The organism is uncultured Gimesia sp. (assembly GCF_963976445.1).
In the GTDB taxonomy this organism is placed as follows: domain Bacteria; phylum Planctomycetota; class Planctomycetia; order Planctomycetales; family Planctomycetaceae; genus Gimesia.
Genome location: NZ_CAXBKP010000002.1, coordinates 502,115 through 522,422 on the forward strand (window position 1 = coordinate 502,115; position 20,308 = coordinate 522,422).

16 protein-coding genes are annotated in these 20,308 nt (G+C 47.8%); 10 read left to right on the plus strand and 6 right to left on the minus strand.

Going from position 1 to position 20,308, the window contains the following annotated elements; translation table 11 throughout:
• Positions 1-35: 35 nt before the first annotated feature.
• Positions 36-1,250 (minus strand): efflux RND transporter periplasmic adaptor subunit, encoded by a 1,215-nt coding sequence (locus AAC022_RS04370; protein ID WP_339728372.1) that lies wholly within the window; start codon positions 1,248-1,250, stop codon positions 36-38.
• 180 nt (positions 1,251-1,430) lie between these two features.
• Here AAC022_RS04370 and AAC022_RS04375 point away from each other — a divergent pair, with 180 nt between their 5' ends.
• Entirely contained in the window at positions 1,431-2,171 is a 741-nt protein-coding gene (locus AAC022_RS04375; protein ID WP_339728374.1) for a CorA family divalent cation transporter, read from the plus strand.
• Between the two features lie 15 nt (positions 2,172-2,186).
• Here AAC022_RS04375 and AAC022_RS04380 read toward each other — a convergent pair whose 3' ends face one another.
• Positions 2,187-3,353 (minus strand): NAD(P)/FAD-dependent oxidoreductase, encoded by a 1,167-nt coding sequence (locus tag AAC022_RS04380; RefSeq protein ID WP_339728375.1) that lies wholly within the window; start codon positions 3,351-3,353, stop codon positions 2,187-2,189.
• Positions 3,354-3,565: 212 nt separating this feature from the next.
• Between AAC022_RS04380 and AAC022_RS04385 the strand changes: the two genes are divergently transcribed.
• A complete protein-coding gene (locus AAC022_RS04385) occupies positions 3,566-5,068 on the plus strand; it encodes a M81 family metallopeptidase (protein ID WP_339728376.1) in 1,503 nt (500 codons plus the stop codon).
• 21 nt (positions 5,069-5,089) lie between these two features.
• Here AAC022_RS04385 and AAC022_RS04390 read toward each other — a convergent pair whose 3' ends face one another.
• The 3 genes from AAC022_RS04390 to AAC022_RS04400 all read right to left on the minus strand — a co-directional run bounded on the left by AAC022_RS04390 (position 5,090) and on the right by AAC022_RS04400 (position 7,682).
• A complete protein-coding gene (locus AAC022_RS04390) occupies positions 5,090-5,431 on the minus strand; it encodes a translation initiation factor (protein ID WP_339728377.1) in 342 nt (113 codons plus the stop codon).
• A gap of 13 nt (positions 5,432-5,444) precedes the next feature.
• Positions 5,445-7,238, minus strand: coding sequence for an ATP-binding cassette domain-containing protein (locus tag AAC022_RS04395; protein ID WP_339728379.1), 1,794 nt, complete (start codon positions 7,236-7,238; stop codon positions 5,445-5,447).
• A gap of 165 nt (positions 7,239-7,403) precedes the next feature.
• A complete protein-coding gene (locus AAC022_RS04400) occupies positions 7,404-7,682 on the minus strand; it encodes a hypothetical protein (protein WP_339728380.1) in 279 nt (92 codons plus the stop codon).
• Positions 7,683-7,996: 314 nt separating this feature from the next.
• Between AAC022_RS04400 and AAC022_RS04405 the strand changes: the two genes are divergently transcribed.
• The 3 genes from AAC022_RS04405 (at position 7,997) to AAC022_RS04415 (ending at position 11,414) form a co-directional block, all read left to right on the plus strand.
• Positions 7,997-9,175, plus strand: coding sequence for a sialidase family protein (locus AAC022_RS04405; protein WP_339728383.1), 1,179 nt, complete (start codon positions 7,997-7,999; stop codon positions 9,173-9,175).
• A 76-nt stretch (positions 9,176-9,251) separates the two neighbouring features.
• Positions 9,252-9,902, plus strand: a complete 651-nt coding sequence (locus AAC022_RS04410) for a DUF1080 domain-containing protein (protein WP_339728386.1) — start codon at positions 9,252-9,254, stop codon at positions 9,900-9,902.
• A gap of 33 nt (positions 9,903-9,935) precedes the next feature.
• The gene (locus AAC022_RS04415) at positions 9,936-11,414 is read left to right on the plus strand and encodes a Gfo/Idh/MocA family oxidoreductase (protein ID WP_339728388.1); all 1,479 of its coding nucleotides are present in this window, start codon (positions 9,936-9,938) and stop codon (positions 11,412-11,414) included.
• 12 nt (positions 11,415-11,426) lie between these two features.
• On the opposite strand, the gene AAC022_RS04420 is transcribed toward AAC022_RS04415, so the two are convergent.
• On the minus strand, positions 11,427-13,205 hold the full coding sequence (locus AAC022_RS04420; protein WP_339728390.1) for an ABC-F family ATP-binding cassette domain-containing protein: 1,779 nt from the start codon (positions 13,203-13,205) through the stop codon (positions 11,427-11,429).
• 339 nt (positions 13,206-13,544) lie between these two features.
• On the opposite strand from AAC022_RS04420, the gene AAC022_RS04425 reads away from it, so the two are divergent.
• The 5 genes from AAC022_RS04425 to AAC022_RS04445 are packed head-to-tail and all read left to right on the plus strand — an operon-like array spanning position 13,545 to position 20,261.
• Positions 13,545-15,029, plus strand: a complete 1,485-nt coding sequence (locus tag AAC022_RS04425) for an O-antigen ligase family protein (protein ID WP_339728392.1) — start codon at positions 13,545-13,547, stop codon at positions 15,027-15,029.
• A gap of 34 nt (positions 15,030-15,063) precedes the next feature.
• Positions 15,064-16,572, plus strand: a complete 1,509-nt coding sequence (locus AAC022_RS04430) for an oligosaccharide flippase family protein (protein ID WP_339728394.1) — start codon at positions 15,064-15,066, stop codon at positions 16,570-16,572.
• Positions 16,573-16,609: 37 nt separating this feature from the next.
• Positions 16,610-17,791, plus strand: coding sequence for a GNAT family N-acetyltransferase (locus tag AAC022_RS04435; RefSeq protein ID WP_339728396.1), 1,182 nt, complete (start codon positions 16,610-16,612; stop codon positions 17,789-17,791).
• A gap of 51 nt (positions 17,792-17,842) precedes the next feature.
• A complete protein-coding gene (locus tag AAC022_RS04440; protein WP_339728398.1) occupies positions 17,843-18,991 on the plus strand; it encodes a glycosyltransferase in 1,149 nt (382 codons plus the stop codon).
• Positions 18,992-18,995: 4 nt separating this feature from the next.
• Positions 18,996-20,261, plus strand: a complete 1,266-nt coding sequence (locus AAC022_RS04445) for a GNAT family N-acetyltransferase (RefSeq protein WP_339728400.1) — start codon at positions 18,996-18,998, stop codon at positions 20,259-20,261.
• Positions 20,262-20,308: the final 47 nt, after the last annotated feature.

A 20,308-nucleotide genomic window follows, 5' to 3' on the forward strand; every position in this document is an offset into this window, starting at 1 on the left:
ATCGAAATCAGTTGAAACGTCAAAGGAATCATCCGCTATTTGGAAGTGGATACCGGTTTCAGCTTTGCTTTCTCAGGTTTCGAGGCACCGGCTGATGTTGCAGGACCAGTTTGTTTTTGCGGTTGAGCTGCTCCCTTCGGTGGTTGATTCTTAATCACAACCGGACGATCGGGACGGGCTCGCTGCAGCCCTTCATAGATGTATTTCTCGCCGGGCTTGAGTCCTTTCAACACGACACGCAGGTTATCTTGTACCTGACCAATTTCAACTTGGCGTTTTTCCACGATATTATCTTTGCCAACAATCAGCAGATATTTGCCAGCCAGATCAGTACCGATAGCCACATCATGCACCAGCAGAGCCCCTGGGATCGGATTACCGGGCACTCGCACGCGCACATACACGCCGGGATAAAGCAGCCCCTTGGGGTTTTTAAATATTGCTCGTAGCTGAATCGTACCTGTCCCCGGATCAACCTTGTTGTCTGCATAATCTAACACACCTTTATGAGGATACCCTTCTTCATTAGAAAGCCCCACGTAAACTTTAAGCGAAATCCTCTCGTCAGGTTTCTTTCTATTTTTGAGAGCATTCAAAAGCAGCCGTTCGCTGGCATCAAAGTAAACGTAAATCGGGTCCATGGTCACGATTGTGGTCAGCAATGTATTTTCGCTTGAACCAACCAGGTTCCCTGCATCAACCAGAGTTCGACTGATCTCTCCCGCAATCGGTGCATGAATTCGAGTGTAATTCAGATTGATCATGGCCTGTTCGATTTCGGCTTTCGCCCCCATCACTGCCGCTTGTGCTTTGTCACGCGCGGCTTCGGCATCATCCACATCCTGGGGAGTCACCGCTTGTTTTTTCAATAAGATCTCATTGCGTTCCAGAGTCACTTGAGCATCTTTCAACTGCGCATTGCTGGCCGCCAGTTGCGCATTGGCTTTATCCAGAACCGCTTGATATTGATCACGCTGGAGTTCAAACAGCAGCTGACCTTTCTTGACAGTAGCCGAGGGGGCAAAATCTACTTTTTCCAAGATACCATCGACGCGTGCCCGAATATCCACTGAGGCTACCGAAGCCAGGGTTCCGGTAAAATCCTGATTGAAAATCACAGTTTTTTGAACAGGTTCCGCGACGGTAACCGATGGTGGCTTCATCTTCGGAGGAGGGGGCGGCGAATTACAACCAGAAATGATGATTACGGGACAAAGCAAAATCAGATATTTTCGACATATCCATCTCATAGTTAATTCGCTCACAGCTCTCCCTTTAAGATATCAGTCTCATTCAAGACAAGCAGGTCTTGAAGAATCTGCGAATCTGGTCAACTCCCGATTCACTTTCGTTTGCTTAAGAGGCATACTACAAATAAAAACCTCTGAATTGCAATTCCCATTTAATGGAAAAAGAAATTGGATCGAAAGATGCATGAATCTTCACTATTGCCTGCCACCTGGAATGTTCCCACAGAATTCACCGATCGTCTTGGCAAACAGGTTGGTCGGCAACGTACGATGGTCGCGGAGGGACATCTACTCATTATTCTACATGCACCTCCACAACCGGAAGACATGTATCGCAAAGGCCGTATTTTCTGGCGCGAACCTAATGCTATCTGGCACGCGTCTGAATTCAAAGGGGGATCGGATGCGCTGAATCGACACCTGGATGAACATCAGCAAATCCTGGAAGAATTTGACGAAAAAGTAGACCAGGCAACCAGCTCGCTCGATTATCTGGAAGTGCTAAATCATCTTGGCCCAGTTTATCGGTCGTTATGCCATATGACACAAGCTTTACAAGTCGCACGCGAGGCAATTCCCAAAGACAAACTTCTGATCGACTTTCGTGACAACGCATACCGCCTGGAAAGAATCGCAGAACTCTTGATTCAGGATGCAAAGAATGCGCTGGAATACGTTGTTGCAAAGCAGGCTGAAGAGCAGGCAAAGGTTTCAGCTCGGATTGAACTCTCGTCCCATCGTTTGAATTTATTGATTGCCTACTTTTTCCCGATTGCCACCTTAAGCACCATTTTTGGCTCGAATTTTCGTCACGGTTACGAAAAGTATCAGACTCCCTACCCCTTCTGGATCATGATTGGCACCGGACTCGCGTTAGGTTTCGTAATTCACCTGTTCTTGAAACGAGCGTCTGGAAAATAAAAGCAATGATACTCCTCATTCAATCTTGCTGCTGAGCCAACCACTTTTAAATCCACATAACGTTTTCAGCATTTGCTCACGCAGCATGGGAGTCTGGCTCATCACAGGTAAGAATAGATCACGGCCCCAACCTTTCACGACTCCCTCAGATTGAAAGAAGGGCGTCAACCAACCCGTGATCCGTTGATAATAGCGGATTTTATTTTTCCGCATCTTCTCGTAAGCAATACAGGCGGAACGAAAATCGGGATCCTTTTTCAGACATTCTGAGAAGGTCCACACATCTTCCAGTGCCAGATTAGCCCCCTGCCCCAGATGCGGGCTTGTCGGATGAGCGGCATCTCCTAGAAACAGAATGCGATCTGCCCAGAAGGTCCGCATCGACACATTGCGATAATTGGTAAACGTCAGGTCCTTAAACGAAGCAATTGGGGCAACGATTTCTTCAGCCTGTGGACAAAGCTGCAAGACTTCTTTTTTCCAGACGTCGAGCCCCTGTTGTTGAAACTTCATAAACTGAGCTGCAGTCAGACCCCAGAAGAAACTGCACTCACCATTTCCTATCGGCAATAGTCCCGCCAGTTTTTTAGTTCCATCAACCACCTGAAATAATCGATCTTGGACAGCATTACAGGCACCGGTCGTCCACAAAGCCCCGTATTCGTATTCTGCTCCACGGTGTTTGATCCCAGAAGCATTTCGTAAGCCGGAACGGGCTCCGTCTGTTGCAATAATGAAATCAAAGACTTCGGTAGGCTCCTTTGACTCCAGTTCCAGAGAAACTCCGGACTGCAAAACCTGATAACCTGTAATGCGTCTGTTTTCCTGAATCACGGCTCCAGCCTGTCTCGCCAAAGACAGCAACGCACTAAATAACAAACCACGATGGACTCCCAGTCCATATAAATCACAGCCTAAGCGTTGATACTCCAGTTGAATCAGTCGTTTTCCGTTGTGCTTTCGCGCTTCGATCCAATTTAACCGGGCTGATTTCTTGTCAATGTCTTCGAATATTCCCAGTGACTTTAATACCGTTTGTCCGATGGGTTGAATGAGTATCCCTGCGCCTATAGGGCCACATTGCGCCGCCTGCTCAAAAATCGTAATATCATGCCCTTGGCTGGCGAGTAGATACCCTGCGGCAGCACCCGCAATTCCACATCCCGCAATAGCAATTTTCATCAACAATTCCAATTTGAGTTGGCAGACAGCACGTAATCATTTTAAAAGGGCAGAACCCTTTACATAGCGGATGAGTGCCTCACTGAGAAGTCTGAATCCGATTTCTTAATAAGACTTTCTTTTCTGACAATGATTGCCTATCTTAATTCTTACTATGCTGATCTGCGAAATCCTGTGCTCATAGGCAACATTACTTTCCTGGAGTTTCAACCATGAGAATTGCAACGGGCGGCGTGCTTCACGAAACAAGCACTTATTCTTCTCTTCCCACAACCCTTGACGATTTTATCAATGACCGAGGCTTATACCGTGGGCAGGAAATCATGGAAACATTTCCAGGAGCGAATGTCTGTATCGGTGGCTTTATCGATGGCGCCCAAAAACATGGTTTCGAATTGATTCCTTTACTCTGGACTTTTGCGTTTCCAAGCGGCTTGATAGAGCGAAAGGCCTACGATGGATTGCTGGAAGAATTCCTGCAACGACTCAAACAGGCAGAAGACAAAGGTGGTCCTGTTGACGGAGTGTTACTTGATCTTCACGGGGCGATGGTCATCGATGGCATTGAAGACGGAGACGGACATTTTATCTCCAAAGTGCGTGAATACCTGGGGGATGACCGCCCAATATTGGTCACGCCGGACATGCACGGAAACCATTCACAACTTCGAGTCGAACAGGCAACGGCAATTTTAGGATACGATACCTACCCGCATATCGACATGAATGAACGGGGACAGGAAGCAGCTGAACTGATCGTACGGATTATCAATGGTGAGGTCAAACCGGTGATGTCCCTATACCAAATCCCGCTCTTCTGGAGTACGGCCTGTCAGGTGACTGCACATCAACCGATGAAAGAGGTCATGGATTACGCGCATGAAATTGAAACTCGTCCCGGCATTCTGGGTGTAACAGTTTCAACCGGTTTTCCCTGGGCCGACGTCCCTGATGTGGGGCCCTCCCTGATTGTAGTCGCCGACAATGATCAGGAATTGGCAGACAAAACAGCCGAGGAATTCGGCACTTGGATCTGGGAACGACGGCGACGCTGGTACAAGCTTCCGTTTTCCGTCAAAGATGCGATTCAAAAAGGTCAAGAAATCGGTAAGCATCCTATTATTCTCGCCGACCATGCCGACAATACCGGGGGCGGCACCGCCGGCGATTCCACAGAAATCCTACAAACATTCCTTGATCAGAAATTAGACAAGGCGCTGATTTTATACATTGTTGACCCTGAAGTGGTCGCTTTGGCACAAAAGGCGGGGGTCGGAGGAATCATTGAAGCCGAAGTTGGAGGCAAGTCTGATCCCATTCAAGGTCCACCAGTCAAAATGAAAGCAGAAGTCAAAGCGGTCTCAGAAGGAAAATTCAAATACGACGGCCCGATGTACGCTGGTCTGACAGGAAACATGGGCCCTTCTGCCTGGATTCAACAAGGCGGCATTTCCGTCGTTGTTGTGACTGCGCGAGAACAACCTTTCGGGCCTGCCTTCTCTAAAACGCTGGGCATTGAATGCGAATCCATGAATTATATCGCGGTCAAATCTTCGGCACATTTTCGTGCCAGCTTTGAACCCTTTGCCGGTTCCATTTTTAATGTGGAAGCCCGCGCGATCCATACACATGATTTCGCAAAACTCAATCATCAACGACGAAAGCAGGGTTTCTATCCGGTCGAAATTCCCTACGAGAGTGCACCAGAGATTTAGAAGTCGTCGTGCAAACCAGACTTAACCTTTGACCTGAAAACCCATCGTCTTCAGTGCTTCACGTACGCGGTCTAACTGTTCTCCCTGAATTTCCAGTTCCTCGCCCTGCAGCGAACCACCGGCACCACATTGGGATTTGAGTTGTTTCAATAATTCAGGAAGGTCGTTACCTTCGAGCGGTAAACCGCGGACCACTGTAACTCGTTTTCCCTTTTTACGTTTTTCAATAGAAAGTCGAGCTGTCTGCTGTTCGGGCGGTATCCGAAAAGGAGGCTCAGGAGGACAGATGCATTCTTCTTCCAGTTGATCACATTTTTCACAACGAGGCGGACGATCAAAGGGCGTCCCTTCAAATAATCGCATGACGGGTTCCTTCTTACGAGACGCGTGCTTCCAGTTCTTCCCAGCGTTCCAGCAATGTTTCCAGTTCCTTCTGAATCGCCTCGCTACGCGTGGTTGATGCCGCAATCACCTCAGTGGGCTGTTTAAAGAATTCAGGAGCCGCCATCGTCGAATGCAATTCGGTTTGTTCCTGCTCCAGTTTCTCGATTTGCTGCGGAATCTGCTCTAGCTCACGCTCTTCTTTATAGGTGAGCTTGACTGTTGTTATTTTAATTTCGGATGCTTGGTCTGTCTTTGCGTTTGATTCCACCGTTTTTTTTTGAGCATCCTGATTGTTTGCTGACTGTATTAGATAATCATCATATCCGCCCGCATATTCTTTGACATGCCCTCCCTCTTCAATCACCAGAGTCGCCGACACCACATTATTCAGAAATGCCCGGTCGTGGCTTACCAGCAATAGTGTTCCCGTATGATTGCAGATTAATTCTTCCAGCAATTCCAGTGTTTCTGCATCCAGATCATTCGTTGGTTCGTCGAGCACCATTAAGTTGGTCGGCCGCTTGAAGAGTTTTGCCAGCAACAGTCGATTCCGTTCTCCACCGGAAAGATAACGTGCTGGCCTGCGGGCACGTTCCGGCGTGAATAGAAAATCTTGTAGATACCCATAGATACTTTTCGGGTTCCCATTAATCGTCAGTGTCTCCAGCCCTTCTCCTACATTTTCGACGACTGTTTTTTCTTCATCTATCTGCTCTCTGAGTTGATCGAAGTACAGGGTTTCCAGATTGGTCCCCAATCGTATCGTGCCTGTATCTGGCTTGAGTTCTCCCAGTAGCAGTTTGAGCAACGTGGTTTTTCCAGCTCCGTTTCGACCGATGATCCCAATCTTGTCGCCACGAGTAATCAACGTAGAAAAGTCTTTAATCACAGGTTTCTGATCATAGGAAAATGAAACATTCTTGGCTTCTATGACCAGTTGCCCTGATCGATCTGCACTGGAAACTGCCATACGCACATTGCCAACTTTACTTTGCCGCTGGCTCCGTTCATTACGCATTTTCTCCAGAGCACGAACTCGCCCCTCATTACGAGTCCGTCTGGCTTTGATCCCCTGCCGGATCCAGACCTCTTCCTCTGCTAATTTTTTATCAAACAACGCATTCTGTTTTTCTTCCGATTCTAAAAAAGCTTCTTTACGTTTGAGAAATGTTTCATAATCACAGGTCCAGTCATAGATGTGGCCGCGATCTATTTCGATGATACGCGTCGCCAGCGTCTGTAAAAACATACGGTCGTGTGTCACAAACAATAAAGTGCCTTCATAGGATTGCAGAAACTGTTCCAGCCATTTGATCGCGGGAATATCCAGATGGTTCGTTGGTTCGTCCAGTAATAGAATATCGGGAGACTGTACAATCGATTGTGCCAGTAACACACGACGTTTCATACCTGACGACAAGGATTCGAACGTAGTATCCCCGTCTAAATTCATGCGCGAGATAATGCGTTCGACGGCATGATCAATTTCCCAATCATGCTCAAAATAAGGCTTCGCCGCCTCTGCGACAATATCATGAATTCGCTGTGCACCACCGGAAGGGACTTCCTGGACCAGTCGGGCGATCCGCAGATCTTTATCACGTCTGATCTCACCATCATCGGGGTCAAGCTCGCCGGCGATGATTTTCATCAGCGTGGATTTTCCGGCACCATTTCTTCCTAAAAGACCAATCCGCTCCCCTGCGTTGATTTCCAGGCTGAGATCATCCAATAACGGCGGACCACTCCAGGAAAACGAAATTTCATTCAGACTCATCAGCGACATACGACAGGACTTCCGATCACACTCATATAAAAAAACCCGACTGTATTAGTCGGGAATGATTCGAACAGTGCCATAGTATGTTCAACAGAGCAGAAATCTGCAATGCCGGTCGCTGTCTGTCTCAGGTTGTATTTCTCGTTTCTTAAAACTGAACTCTTACAGGATTTAAGAACGTGAACGACCTGTCAGCAGCCCCAACACAGCGACAAATATTGCTGCGCCAATGATGGACCAGAGGATCGGATAATCTCTCCCACCAAAAGAAATTGCAAATATTTCAGGGAGTCCCAACATCCCGGCAATTTTGCTTCCCAGGAGTGCTCCTATGAACCCCAATGCGATTGAAACCAGGCAGCCTCCACGCGTATTTCCAGCCAGCCCCCGTGCAATGCTTCCGCAAAGCCCGGCAACAATCAGTAAGATAATTAATTCTGGTATCGTCATGACTTGCCTCGTGGTTACCTGTACTGTCTCAGAAAAGAACTGTATCCAGGTGATTTGATAAATATTCGTTAATTACGCCGCTGATCAATCTACACAAAATACTCTAGGTCAGAAATGGCAGTCTGTCCAGCCGTTCTTTCCGCGCGCTAGATTACTATTCGCGGTCATTCTGAAAACATTTTCATATTTCTTTTAGTTTATGGGAAATACTCGCCTCAGATCTCGATTTTTGTTAGCATTTCTCAAAGAGACCCTCAAACACCCCAGCTTATTTTTACCCATATAAATTATTGCATCTTCGAAGAGGTTACACCGTGCGCTCACTCTCGCTGATATTTTTCTCACTGATCACAATCACTCTACTTCCCGGATACACGAATTTCTGTTCCGCCGAAGACAAAGACCCGGCTCTGGTCGCCCCTCCAGTGAACACGAATCCCGGTAAAGAATATGCGGACGACACCCGGTTGTTCCAGGGCATTCCTGGGCTAGAACGTTCATCCAACGGACGCCTCTGGGCACTCTGGTATGCAGGTGGCACCGGCGAAGGGGAATTGAACTACGTCACGCTGGTCACCAGCGGCGATGATGGCAATACCTGGTCAGGCCCCAAACTCGTCATTGATCCCCCTGGTCCTGTCAGAGCATATGACCCGGCGACCTGGCTTGATCCCAGCGGTCGGCTGTGGGTCTTCTGGGCACAGTCTTATCGCTGGTGGGATGGTCGCAGTGGTGTCTGGGCGATTACAACCGATGAACCAGACAAAGAAAATCCCAAGTGGAGTGAACCACGACGCCTATGTAATGGCATCATGATGAATAAACCAACCGTGCTTGCAAATGGAGACTGGCTGCTGCCTGTCGCGATTTGGAAACAAAAGGCCAAAGATTCGATTGAGCATAAGTTTGACTTACCGGAAGAACGCGGCGGGAATATTTTCATCTCAAAAGACAAAGGCAAATCGTTTCAACTGCTGGGCCAAACTGATGTACCGCATCGCACCTTTGACGAGCACATGGTCGTGGAACGAAAAGACAACAGTCTCTGGACTCTGGTCAGAACCAGTTATGGAATCGGCGAATCCATTTCCACCGATGGTGGGAAAACCTGGTCGACGGGCAAAGAGTCGTCCATCCCTCACATCAATGCCCGATTCTTCATTCGCAGATTGAACTCAGGGAATTTATTGTTGGTACGCCACAATCCTAAAAATGGAAAAACACGCCGGGACCTGACCGCGTATGTTTCTACCGATGATGGAAAAACCTGGCAAGGTGGCTTACTTCTGGACGAGCGACCGGGAGTCTCTTATCCAGATGGTGTTCAGAGTGATGATGGCACCATTTATATCATTTACGATTACTCTCGTACCGGTGATAAAAAGATCCTGATGGCAACCTTCACGGAAGCAGACGCTCTTGCAGGAAAACCGGTTTCGGAAAAAGTCCGACAGCGAGTGTTGATTAATCAGGCCACCGGTAAGAAGAAGTAATTTCATCATCAACGACTCTTAATCAGGACCGGAAGTACCAAATATCCTGCAAAAACAGACGATTGAGGAAGTTCGCATGCGATCGCTTTTTTATTCCGCCGTTGTTTTCAGCCTAATGTTTAACGCCAATTCTCTTTTTGCAGAGCAACCGCAGGCAGGATATACCCCCTTGTTCAACGGTCAGGACCTGACCGGCTGGACGCTCAAACGCGCCAACCGGAAAGGCTATCATGTTAAAGATGGCAAACTCGTCTGTCCGGCAGATGGTGGCGGATTCCTGTTTACAGAGAAGCAATTTGGTGATTTCAGTCTCCAATTCGATTTCAAGCTGACAAAAGCAGCGAATAATGGAATCGCCATTCGCTGCCCTTTGGTTGATCAGCGTCCTGCTTATGAAGGGATCGAAATCCAAGTACTGGACAACGTTGGCTACCCTAAGAAACTCAAGCCGACACAATACCATGGCTCTGTCTACGATGTGATCCCTGCGAAAAAAGGAGCACTTAAACCGGTCGGCGAATGGAATCATGAAGAAATCATTTATCGCGGTTCAGAGATCACTGTGATTGTAAATGGAATCATAATTTTAAAAACCGACTTATCAGACATCAAAGATGAAAAAGTCCTTGCCAAACACCCCGGTTTGCATAACAAACGCGGCCATATCGGCCTGCTGGGACATGGCAGTCATGTGGAGTATAAAAACATTCAAATCAAAGAATTTTGAATCATTGATTTTAGATTTCACGCAGGAGCAGAAATGAGCCAGAAAAAAGAAAGCCGCCGCACTTTTCTCAAACATTCAGCCGCCGCTACTGTCACAGCCAGCCAATTAGCAGCAATCGCTCCCGCTTCAGCCTATCGGTCAAACGAACGCATTCGCATCGGTGTGATAGGTCCCGGCCGGCGCGGTTTCGGATCGCACGTGAAGACTCTAATGAAACTTCGCAAAGAGTACGGTGCGAATCTCGACATCACCGCGATCAATGATGTCTATTCCGTGCACCGGGATCGAGCTGTCGATTACATCAAACAAGAAACCGGCCAGACACCAAAGGCGTATCAAGACTATCGTGATTTGTTAAACGATAAAGACATTGATGCGGTCTGCATCGCCACCCCCGATCACTGGCACGCCAAACAGGTTCTGGATTCCCTGAAAGCTGGCAAGCACGTCTATTGTGAAAAACCGATGACGCACCATATCTCTGAGGCGATGGATGTTGTCGATGCCTGGAAGAAATCGGGATTGGTCGTACAGGTGGGCGTGCAATCCACCAGCATGCCGATCTGGAATGAAGTACGGGCGCTAGTGAATGAAGGAAAGCTCGGGAAAATTGTCCAGTTTCAAACAGAATATTTTCGTAATTCTCTGGGAGGGATGTCTCGTCATAATGTGATCACCAAAGAAATGACGCCAAAGACAGTCGACTGGAAACGTTGGCTGGGTGTCGAAGAAGGGCTCGCCCCTGATCTCCCCTTTGATCGGGCCACGTTCGGTCAATGGCGCTGTTATTGGCCCTTTGGTTACGGAATGTACTCCGATCTATTCGTCCATCGCGTAACTGCCATGCTCAAAGCCACCGGCTTATTGTACCCGGGACGTGTTGTCGGGGGAGGTGGAATCTTTCTGGAATATGACGACCGTGAAGTAACAGATGTCGCATCGATTATTGCCGACTTCCATGAAGGAGTCCAAGGGCTCGTTTCCAGTACCATGGTTTCGACTGCAGTCCCTATTCGCCATCTGATCAGAGGACATCACGGCACCGTTTTATTTGATGAAAACGTTTTTGGAAGTCACCAGGCATATGAGTTAATCCCAGAGCGTTCCCAGGTCACTCAGGACAGTACCTTGAAGCGAGAAGCAGTCGTTTCAGAACGCGTCCCCAACCAGGATCTACTGCACTTCCAGAATTTCCTGGATGCCGTCAAAGCCGGTGATCCTTCGATGGTCAATAACTCTCCCGAGTTAGGAGCGGCTGCTATCATGGTGGTCAATTTGGGAGTCCTCAGCTATCGAAACGGGAAAGTCTTTCAGATCAATCGCGACTCAAAACAAGTCAACGAGGGAGACCAAAGCTGGGCGGCGAATTGGGAAAAGATGTCCCAAGCACACAGTAAACCGCGGCACGTTCCCGGTTGGACAGCCGGAGATAAAGGCAGCACCCTGGTACCTCCCAAGTACCAGAAACTGGCTGGCCCCTGGATCAATGGGAAACCGCCGAAAAACACATAATCCAATTTCGGTTTATTGTTCCAGAAACTCGTAGAGCTCCATCCAGCGGATTTCCAGTTCGCCGATTTCATCAACCAGAGGCTGCATTTCCGCATGAAGTTTTTCTGCATTTTCCGGGCTGGTAGCTTTCAGGAACTTCTCATTGATTCCGTTGCGTTTCTCATCCAGCTGCGCAATTTTGCGTTCAATCGCAGAGAGTTCTTTACGCGCATTTTTGATTTTGCCCCCTAGCCCCTTTTCACGGGGACCGGAACTCGTCACTTCCTGCTTTGCAACTGAGGCCCGGTTTTGTTCGCGATGGCCGTCGGCAACTTCTTTTTTCACACGATAAAGATACGCATCATAATCGCCTTCATAGCTTTTCACGCTACCATTGGCGACCTCAATCACATCGGTGGCCACTTTACTCATAAAGTGACGATCGTGGCTGGTAAAAATCACAGTTCCCTGAAATTTCACCAACGCATTACCTAATGCTTCCACGGTTTCGACATCCAGGTGGTTACCAGGCTCGTCCAGAATCAAAATCGAATGTTTACCCAATAAAATCCCAGCCAGACACAAACGGGCTCGTTCGCCCCCGCTCAATACTTTGATTGCTTTGTCCAGTGCCTGTTCCTTAAACAGAAAGCTGCCCGCAACCGCGAGAATTTGCTGAGTTGTTGTACCGGGAGCGGACTCCAGTTCGAGATAATCGCGAATCGTCTGATTATCTGGCAAAGACGAATAGACGTGCTGCGCGTAACAGGCAACATTGCAGTGATAGCCCCACTTCAGATTCCCATCTAAAGGGGGCAGTGAATCCGTGATCGTACGCAGGAAGGTTGTTTTTCCCTGTCCATTATCCCCGACAATCGCAGCGCGTGCCCCATGCTCAATTTCGAGCGTGATATTCTCGGCAACGCGTAAATCGGGATACCCAATCGCCAGATTCTCGCAGCCTAAAGCGATCCCCTGGCGTTTCTCTGTTTGGGGTATCATGATATTGACCGTGGACTCCGCACCTTCGATCTCAGTTAGAGTCAAACGTGCTAACTGTTTTTCTTTGCTCCGAGCCTGTGAAGCCGTATTTGCCCCCGCTTTATTTTTGGCAATGAAGGTTTCGAGCTGCCGGCGTTTCGCAATCACCGTCGCATTCGTTCGTGAATCGCGTTCCTTGAGAATTTCCTGATTTTCAAGATACTGATCCACGTTCCCATTATACAACGTCAGCTTACCTTGACTGAGTTCGAGTGTTTGCGTGCAAATTGCTTTGAGGAATGAACGGTCGTGAGACACGACCAGACAGGCCCCTCGATAATCTTTCAAGAAGTCTTCCAGCAGCAACTGAGTTCTCAAATCCAAAAAGTTTGTCGGTTCGTCCAGCATCAGAAAATTCGGTTCATGAAGCAGCAGAGCCGCCAGCTTGACACGCGTCTGCCATCCACCAGACAGTTCTTTGACCGGTCCATTCAGAAAGCGGCCTTTCAGTTCGAACTGCCCTGCCACTGTGCCGCATTTCCAGTCCGGCTGACCGCTGTCCCGCATCAAAAAATCCAAGGCACTTTCCCCAGGTTGAAACGGATCATGCTGACGCAGGTAACCCACCCGTAGATTCGGATGCCGAATAATCTGGCCACTATCGACAGTCTCTTGTTCCAGCAGAATCCGCAATAATGTCGATTTTCCGGCACCATTTCGCCCAATAAAACCGATTTTTTGCTCATCGGCGAGCGCAATGGATGCCTCTTTCAACAATTCCTGAGCGCCATAACTCTTTGTCACATTTGATATTTCAATCAGCGTCGCCATCACACTTCTCAATAGTTAAACCAGAATTTCCTCAAGCAAACCGTATACACGAGGACAGAGAAGATAACGGGATAGCGAAGAGGATTCAATTGATCAAACGTGCTGCGTTTGATCTGGATACATTTCTTTTGCCCCGTTCTCAATACATCGTGCCGGTTATAGCAATTATTACAGCCTGGAATGAATGGGAAACCTTCAATTCGCCCCTCATGCCCCCGTTTCCTGATCTATCTTTTAATAGAGTGCACTTTTTGAAACAAATTCGGGGAATACGGCCTCAGGAACCGGACTGTCCCGCGTTTAGCGTAGAAAGACTGTTTTCACAGTACTGAAATTTAAATGGCAAATGAAGCGAATCTGACTCAAGGTCCTGCCGGTGAAGCCAATCATCAACAGATGATGGCACACAGTCAGACTTTGCGCGCCCCTGCTGCCGTCCGCTCTCCAAGACGTCGTTCTCAAGCCCCGACATCCATCATCGGCGGTACCTCGGCCCCGAACAACGCTTATTACCTGTTCTTATTAGTTAATATCACCCTGTTTCTGCGACCAGCAGAACTGGTCCCGGGCCTTGCCAATTTACCGATTTATGAAGTGTTGATCGTGTCTTCATTTTTCCTTGCGCTCGATCAAATTAAACGCACACTGCAAATGCCCATGTTAAAACGCCAGCCGATCACGTTATGCGTGATTGGGATCTTGGTCGCAGTAGCACTCTCACATGCCTCGCACATGTACTTTTACGGAATCCGCACATCTACGATCGCCTTTCTAAAAACATTAGTCTACTACATGCTGTTGGTTTCGATTATCGACTCACCCCAACGCTTAAAAGGCCTGTTGAAAGCCGTCGCTATCGCGTCTTCCCTCATGGTTCTGCTCTGCGTAATCGATTACTCGGGTCTTTTTGATTTTGAATTCATTAAGCACGTCAGCGACCGTGATGGAGTTTCCGATGCCGGTGAAACCCTGCGCGTCTTCCGTATGCGGGGCACTGGTATCTTCCAGGACCCGAATGATTTATCGGTCCTGATTGTCACCACAGGCATTCTCTGCCTGTACTTTTTCAATGATCCCTCCGCCAGTCCACTCCGGTTCTTCTGGATTTTGAGCATGATCGTTCTGGGAATTGGCTTGATCTATACGCGATCACGAGGGGGATTGCTGACATTGGGAATTGCCGGCATGGTATTCGTGCTCCCCAAATATGGGAAAAAAGCGGCCATTGCCTGCGCTGTAGTTGGCATGGCAGGTCTGACGGTCCTCGCAGGACGTCAGGGAAATATTGATCTTAACTCGGGAACGGGACACGACCGGATTCTACTCTGGCGAGAGGGGTTGTCCGCATTGAAATCGCCCGACTTGTTCTTTGGGATCGGTCAAGGTGAGTATTCCGATCTGGCAGGCCTGGCAGCTCACAACTCCTTCGTACATGCCTTTACTGAACTGGGAATCTTTGGTGGCACCCTGTTTATCGGTTGCTTTTTCTTTGCCGGCCTGGGGATCTATCGTCTGGCACGATACCAGAGTTCTAACAATGGCAGACCCATTTTCAGAAATTCAGAACTGGAACGTTATCTGCCTTATGCTGGCGCCATTCTGGCTGCCTGGTGTGGCGGAATGATGTCCTTATCACGCTGCTACGTTGTTCCGACCTATATGATTGTCGGGGTATCCGCAGCCTACTTGAATCTGGCAGGGGCCAGTCTGGCAAAACCGACTCCGCTAATTTACTGGAACAAACAACATGTGCTACGCCTTGTGGGCGTCAGTCTGGGATTATTAGTGGCTCTGTTTGTATTTGTCCGAATTTTTGCCCATTAACCCCTCAGAGAAATGAACGTCTGAAAGTCCGAAAATGAATCAACGCCGATCGGTTAAAACGAATCTAATCGCTAACTGGCTCAACCATGGGGTGAGCCTGTTAATCGGCGTATTTCTAATGCCTTACGTCTTGCACATCCTGGGTGATGCGCAATATGGAAGCTGGATTTTCATCAACGCCATTGCCGGCTACTCCGGCTTACTCTATCTCGGTTTTGGCCAGACAATCAGTCGATATGTTGCCCATTATCATGCGAAACAAGATTGGAAACGGCTGAATCATGTTTCCAATGTCATCTTTGCGATCTATCTCGGAATGGGATTACTGGCGATAATCACAGCAGGAATTATCGCGTGGCTGGCCCCCCACCTATCCGACTGGGGTTCCATCTCGCTGTTTGAAATACGGATGGTGATTCTTATTCTCGGCCTGAATGTCTTCGTGGGTCTGGCGGGTAGTGTATTTGGTGGCGTGTTGATGGGAATTCAACGCTTCGACATCGAACGCAGCGTTAATCTGACCGGTGGTATCCTGCGGTTAATTCTGACGGTCCTCTTCCTGAAAGCACAATGGGGACTGCTTACGATTGCCGTGATTTTCTTCGCAGTCACGCTGGTTGAGAATCTGGGGAACCTCTTTTTTGCCTTTCGTCAGGTCAAAACATTTCGCATCGGCCCCAAGTACATGGACTGGTCGATTCTCAAAGAATGTGGCTCCTTCAGCGGCTATGCCTTTATCGATGCGATTGCCTGGACTCTTATTGAAGCGACCGACTCTATTCTTATCGGTATCTTCTTCAGCCCGGCAGCCATTGTCCCCTACTATATCGCATTGCGTCTAACACAGTTCATTAATATGCCCATTGCCCAAATCGGTAAAGTCTTCATGCCTCGCGCAGGCGAATTACATGCAAACGGCAACCATCACGCACTACAAAAACTGGTGTTAAACGGAGTCTCCCTGTCATTTCTTTTAGTCACCGGTTTCTTCATTGGTGTCTATTTCTTTGGAAATACACTGATCACGACCTGGATCGGCCCCGGTTATCCTCAAAGCCATTTAATTTTAATGATCCTGCTGGGAGCTCGTATTATCGCTCTTCCAGTTTCAACTTTTCGATCAGTCCTGTATGGCATGGGTAATGTTAAAGTCCCTTCATTGATCTATATGGGGGAAGCAGCTGCCAACCTGATTTTATCATTGATCCTGATTCAATCCTTAGGGCTGGTTGGTGTGGCACTCGGAACAGCGATTCCGATTCTGATTGCAGAGATGGGAATCATCCTGCCTTATGCCATGAAAAAGCTGAATATTACTACAAGTCAACTGCTACGCACTGCCATTGGACCTACCGTGGCACCGTTGCTGGTTCTACTGGGATACTCCTATTACTTGCCCCATTTTTTCGAAATTCGAAACTCCTGGTACACATTAGTGGGAGTGGCCGCAGGTGGGGGTATATTCCTGATCGGCACCTGGTTTGTCTTTGCAAAAGGAACCATGCTTCTCAACCGGGCTGGATCAAAATCTTTAAGTACTTAACTTTTTCTGATGAACTTTTAAATTCATGAGTAATTTGATGACAACTATCGACTACCTGAAACAACAAACGAAGATGACCCCTGATGTTAACATCGCACCTGATGCAGCTCACTCGCTGTCGCTCAGACTGTATGATAGCCACCAGAAAGAGGACTGCTTGAAGTTGTGGAAATCTTTGGAAGCACAATTCGAAGATGTTCCGTTGATGAGTTCATTTATCTGGACGTCTACCTGGCTGGAACATTTTGGAGATTTGGTCCCCTACTCTTTCGCGGTCGCCTTGAAAGATGATCTTCCTTGCGGCATCTGCCTGTTAACCGAAGGTGTGGAGCAATTTGATGGTCCCCTGTCTATCAATACTCTACACCTGGGAACAGCCGGCGAACCTGCCGCTGAGAGTGTCTGTGTTGAATACAATGCCTTACTGGTTCAAGCCGATGATCAACGGGTATTTATGGCCGAACTGATCAGTGCGCTTTCCGCAAACAATGCATGGGATTCACTCCTGTTTGATGGATTCGACAGTGAAGAACTGAAAGCCTGGGACCTTCCCCTGCACGAAACAACGATTCGCAAAGTTGAAAGCCACTACTTTGATCTGAACCAGATCAGAGAAGAAGAACGCGAAGTCATTTCCGGATTTGGATATTCTACCCGTAAAAATTTGCGAAAAAACATGAAGACCTATGGGAACCTGACAGCAGAATGGGCAGAAACAATCGAGCAGGCGGAATCCATCTTCGCTGACCTGGTTCTGCTTCATCAGGCCCGCTGGGAAAAAGAAGGCCAGCCAGGTTCGTATGCCAGCAAACGCTTCACAGAGTTCCATAAAGATCTCATTCAGAAATTGATTCCCTCGAATCAGATGGGACTGTTTCGCGTCAAAATCGAAGGTCAGGTCATTGGCTGTATCCAGGTATTGATCGACCGCAATCGCGTCCTCTGTTATCAGGGTGGTTCCACCGAATACAAAGGCAAACTCAGCCCAGGTGTCATCGCCGATTATCTTTGTATCGAAGAATGTTACAAGCGTGGCTTCGATGCATATGACTTTCTTGCAGGGACCAGTCATCACAAAAAGAAAATGAGCACTCACCACAGTTTCTTAACCTGGGCACAAATCAAACGTCCCCGCTGGAAATTCACGGCATTAAATGCCTTACGAAAAATCAAACAATCGATGAATCTGATTAATAGAGTCAATCAGAAATCAGAGTAACAATTGATAACCAACCGGGTCGAAAAGAGGAATTCCGGACAGGATCCCATTATGAGCACTATTGAAGTAAGCAAAAATCAAAAAAAGTCACTTCCAGAACTGGCAGACAGTAGACGATTGCGCGTCTGCCACCTTAGCCTGACGTTATGCACGGGGGGACTGGAACGACTCCTGGTCGATTTTGCGCGCTATCATAATCCAGACCAGTTCGAACTCGAATTTATTGCCTTAGGGGAGATAGGACAACCGGCTGAAGAAATTCAAGAGTTAGACTGTCCGGTATTTGATTACCCGCTAACAGCACGGGGTAAATTGGCGCGGGTCAGTCAGTTATCACACTTTCTTAAGGGAAGAAACTACGACGTTCTCCACACGCATAACGCCTTTCCGCACTTCTATGGTAGCTTGGCAGCACGCCGGGCGAAGATACCGGCAATCATTCATACCCGGCATGGAAGGCGTTTCGGCGAAACATTGAATGAACGCCTACAATTTGCCCTTGCCAGCCGCATTGCTGACCGTGTGGTTCCCGTTTCTGACGATACAGGCAAACGATGTAAACAGATTGGCTGGTTGTCTGACAGTAAGGTCACTCGAATCTGGAATGGCATCGATGTTAACCGTTTTGTATTTACAGGGCCGGCGGATAACTTGACTGCCATTACCGTTTCCAGGCTCTCCCCCGAGAAAGACCTGGTCACCATGCTTGAAGCGGCTAAACTGGTCGTCGATGCAATTCCGGAATTTCGATTGATGATTGTAGGAAATGGTCCCGAACGAACCATTCTAGAGCAAAAAACAGCTGATCTACACTTAGAATCACATGTGCAATTTCTGGGAGAACGAAACGACATCCCCAGCTTACTCAGCCAGGCTGGATTCTACGTATCCTCTTCATTGACCGAAGGCATTTCGCTGACACTTCTGGAAGCCATGTCAGTCGGTCTCCCCATTGTCGCTACCGCCGTCGGAGGCACTCCGGAAATCGTAAAACAACCAGATACAGGCACTCTGGTTCCTGCTGCCGATGCTGCAAAATTAGCCGATGCCATGCGGGCGATGTGTCGACAAAAAGCAGACTGGCTACAGATGGGACAACAGGCACGTGAACGGGTCGAAGCGCACTTTAATATTCGATCAATGATCAAAGACTACGAAAACCTTTACCTCAATGTTTTAACTTCAACACTCGAATCGTAATGTCATGAAGACGAAATCAGATATCAAACAACTCGATCATTCGGATTCTAGGCAAGCCGAGAGTCCTGAGTCCATTGACGGGCAGCCTGACCTGCAGATTGTATTCTCTGCATTGCACAGTCTCTCGTTACAGCCCGTTTCAGAAATATATCAAAGTTGGCTGCAACTCTTCGATGCAGAGCCACATGCGGATCTGCATCAACATCCAGATCACGTCACTCACCTGATCCCAATATTCAAAGAAATGCAGACACATCATCCGGGTTACCTGATGCAATGCCGAAAAGAAGGAGCGCTCGTTGCTGTCGGTATTTTACTTCCTAAAAACATCAACACAAAAACCCTGAAAGCAATCGGCCCTGCCAGAACGCTCCCAGGATATTATTTGTGCGGAAACCGTTTCCTGATGCAGCAGAACATCCAACAGGATGAATCCATACTCAAGAATTTACTGGAAGCTGCACTGAATTTCTGTCAGAAACAACATGCAACATTCCTGTTGCTCGAAGACATACTTGTTGATGCGCCATTGAGTCACTCCATTCAGAATACAACAAACCATTTTTTAACCTACTCACACACAGGTTTCCAAAACCGCAGTCTGATTCATTTTCCTGACCCCCCTGAAGATTACTGGAATCAATTTCGATCGAAATCTAGAAGAAAACACAGGAAGCTCTTACGTCAAAATAGTGAAATGCAAATGATACGCATTACAGAGCCAGATCAGGTTGTTGATTTTCTCGAAGCCGCACATCAAATATCACTGAATACCTGGCAAACACAACGCCTGGGGCTCCGAATTAAAAACGATGAAAAAGAACTGGAAGAATTAACGTTCCTGGCACTGAATGGATGGTTGCGATCCTATTTACTGATGAAAGATGACCAACCCGTCGCATTCAAAATCGGCAGTCAACATCGGGGCGTCTATCGTGATCTGGAATTCGGCTTTGACTTAAATTATGCCAGTACTTCGCCTGGAGAAACGCTCTTACTGCTGATTCTCGAAGATCTCATTCAGTATGACACACCACAAACATACGATTTTGGTGAAGGCGATGCAGAATACAAAAAGCGTTATAGTTCCCAAATCACACAGAGCTGTACAGTGATGCTGTTACCTTCAACCATCAAAAACAAAGTTCGATTGTCCTACTTTAAATCATCACGTTTCATCGACCATCTGATAAGAAAGTTTCTCAAAGCATCTGGTGTGTATACCGCCCTGCGTCAAATGGTACGCTATGGAAAAATGGGCAGCAGATAATCAAATGGAGCATTCGTGGTTCATTTTCAACTAACGACAGGCCTGCA

Excerpts from the sequence above, each read along its gene's own strand:
- AAC022_RS04370 (WP_339728372.1), bottom strand. The coding sequence starts at position 1,250 with ATGAGATGGATATGTCGAAAATATCTGATTTTGCTTTGTCCCGTAATC.
- AAC022_RS04375 (WP_339728374.1), top strand. The coding sequence starts at position 1,431 with ATGCATGAATCTTCACTATTGCCTGCCACCTGGAATGTTCCCACAGAA.
- AAC022_RS04380 (WP_339728375.1), bottom strand. The coding sequence starts at position 3,353 with ATGAAAATTGCTATTGCGGGATGTGGAATTGCGGGTGCTGCCGCAGGG.
- AAC022_RS04385 (WP_339728376.1), top strand. The coding sequence starts at position 3,566 with ATGAGAATTGCAACGGGCGGCGTGCTTCACGAAACAAGCACTTATTCT.
- AAC022_RS04390 (WP_339728377.1), bottom strand. The coding sequence starts at position 5,431 with ATGCGATTATTTGAAGGGACGCCCTTTGATCGTCCGCCTCGTTGTGAA.
- AAC022_RS04395 (WP_339728379.1), bottom strand. The coding sequence starts at position 7,238 with ATGTCGCTGATGAGTCTGAATGAAATTTCGTTTTCCTGGAGTGGTCCG.
- AAC022_RS04400 (WP_339728380.1), bottom strand. The coding sequence starts at position 7,682 with ATGACGATACCAGAATTAATTATCTTACTGATTGTTGCCGGGCTTTGC.
- AAC022_RS04410 (WP_339728386.1), top strand. The coding sequence starts at position 9,252 with ATGCGATCGCTTTTTTATTCCGCCGTTGTTTTCAGCCTAATGTTTAAC.
- AAC022_RS04415 (WP_339728388.1), top strand. The coding sequence starts at position 9,936 with ATGAGCCAGAAAAAAGAAAGCCGCCGCACTTTTCTCAAACATTCAGCC.
- AAC022_RS04420 (WP_339728390.1), bottom strand. The coding sequence starts at position 13,205 with ATGGCGACGCTGATTGAAATATCAAATGTGACAAAGAGTTATGGCGCT.
- AAC022_RS04425 (WP_339728392.1), top strand. The coding sequence starts at position 13,545 with ATGGCAAATGAAGCGAATCTGACTCAAGGTCCTGCCGGTGAAGCCAAT.
- AAC022_RS04430 (WP_339728394.1), top strand. The coding sequence starts at position 15,064 with ATGAATCAACGCCGATCGGTTAAAACGAATCTAATCGCTAACTGGCTC.
- AAC022_RS04435 (WP_339728396.1), top strand. The coding sequence starts at position 16,610 with ATGACAACTATCGACTACCTGAAACAACAAACGAAGATGACCCCTGAT.
- AAC022_RS04440 (WP_339728398.1), top strand. The coding sequence starts at position 17,843 with ATGAGCACTATTGAAGTAAGCAAAAATCAAAAAAAGTCACTTCCAGAA.
- AAC022_RS04445 (WP_339728400.1), top strand. The coding sequence starts at position 18,996 with ATGAAGACGAAATCAGATATCAAACAACTCGATCATTCGGATTCTAGG.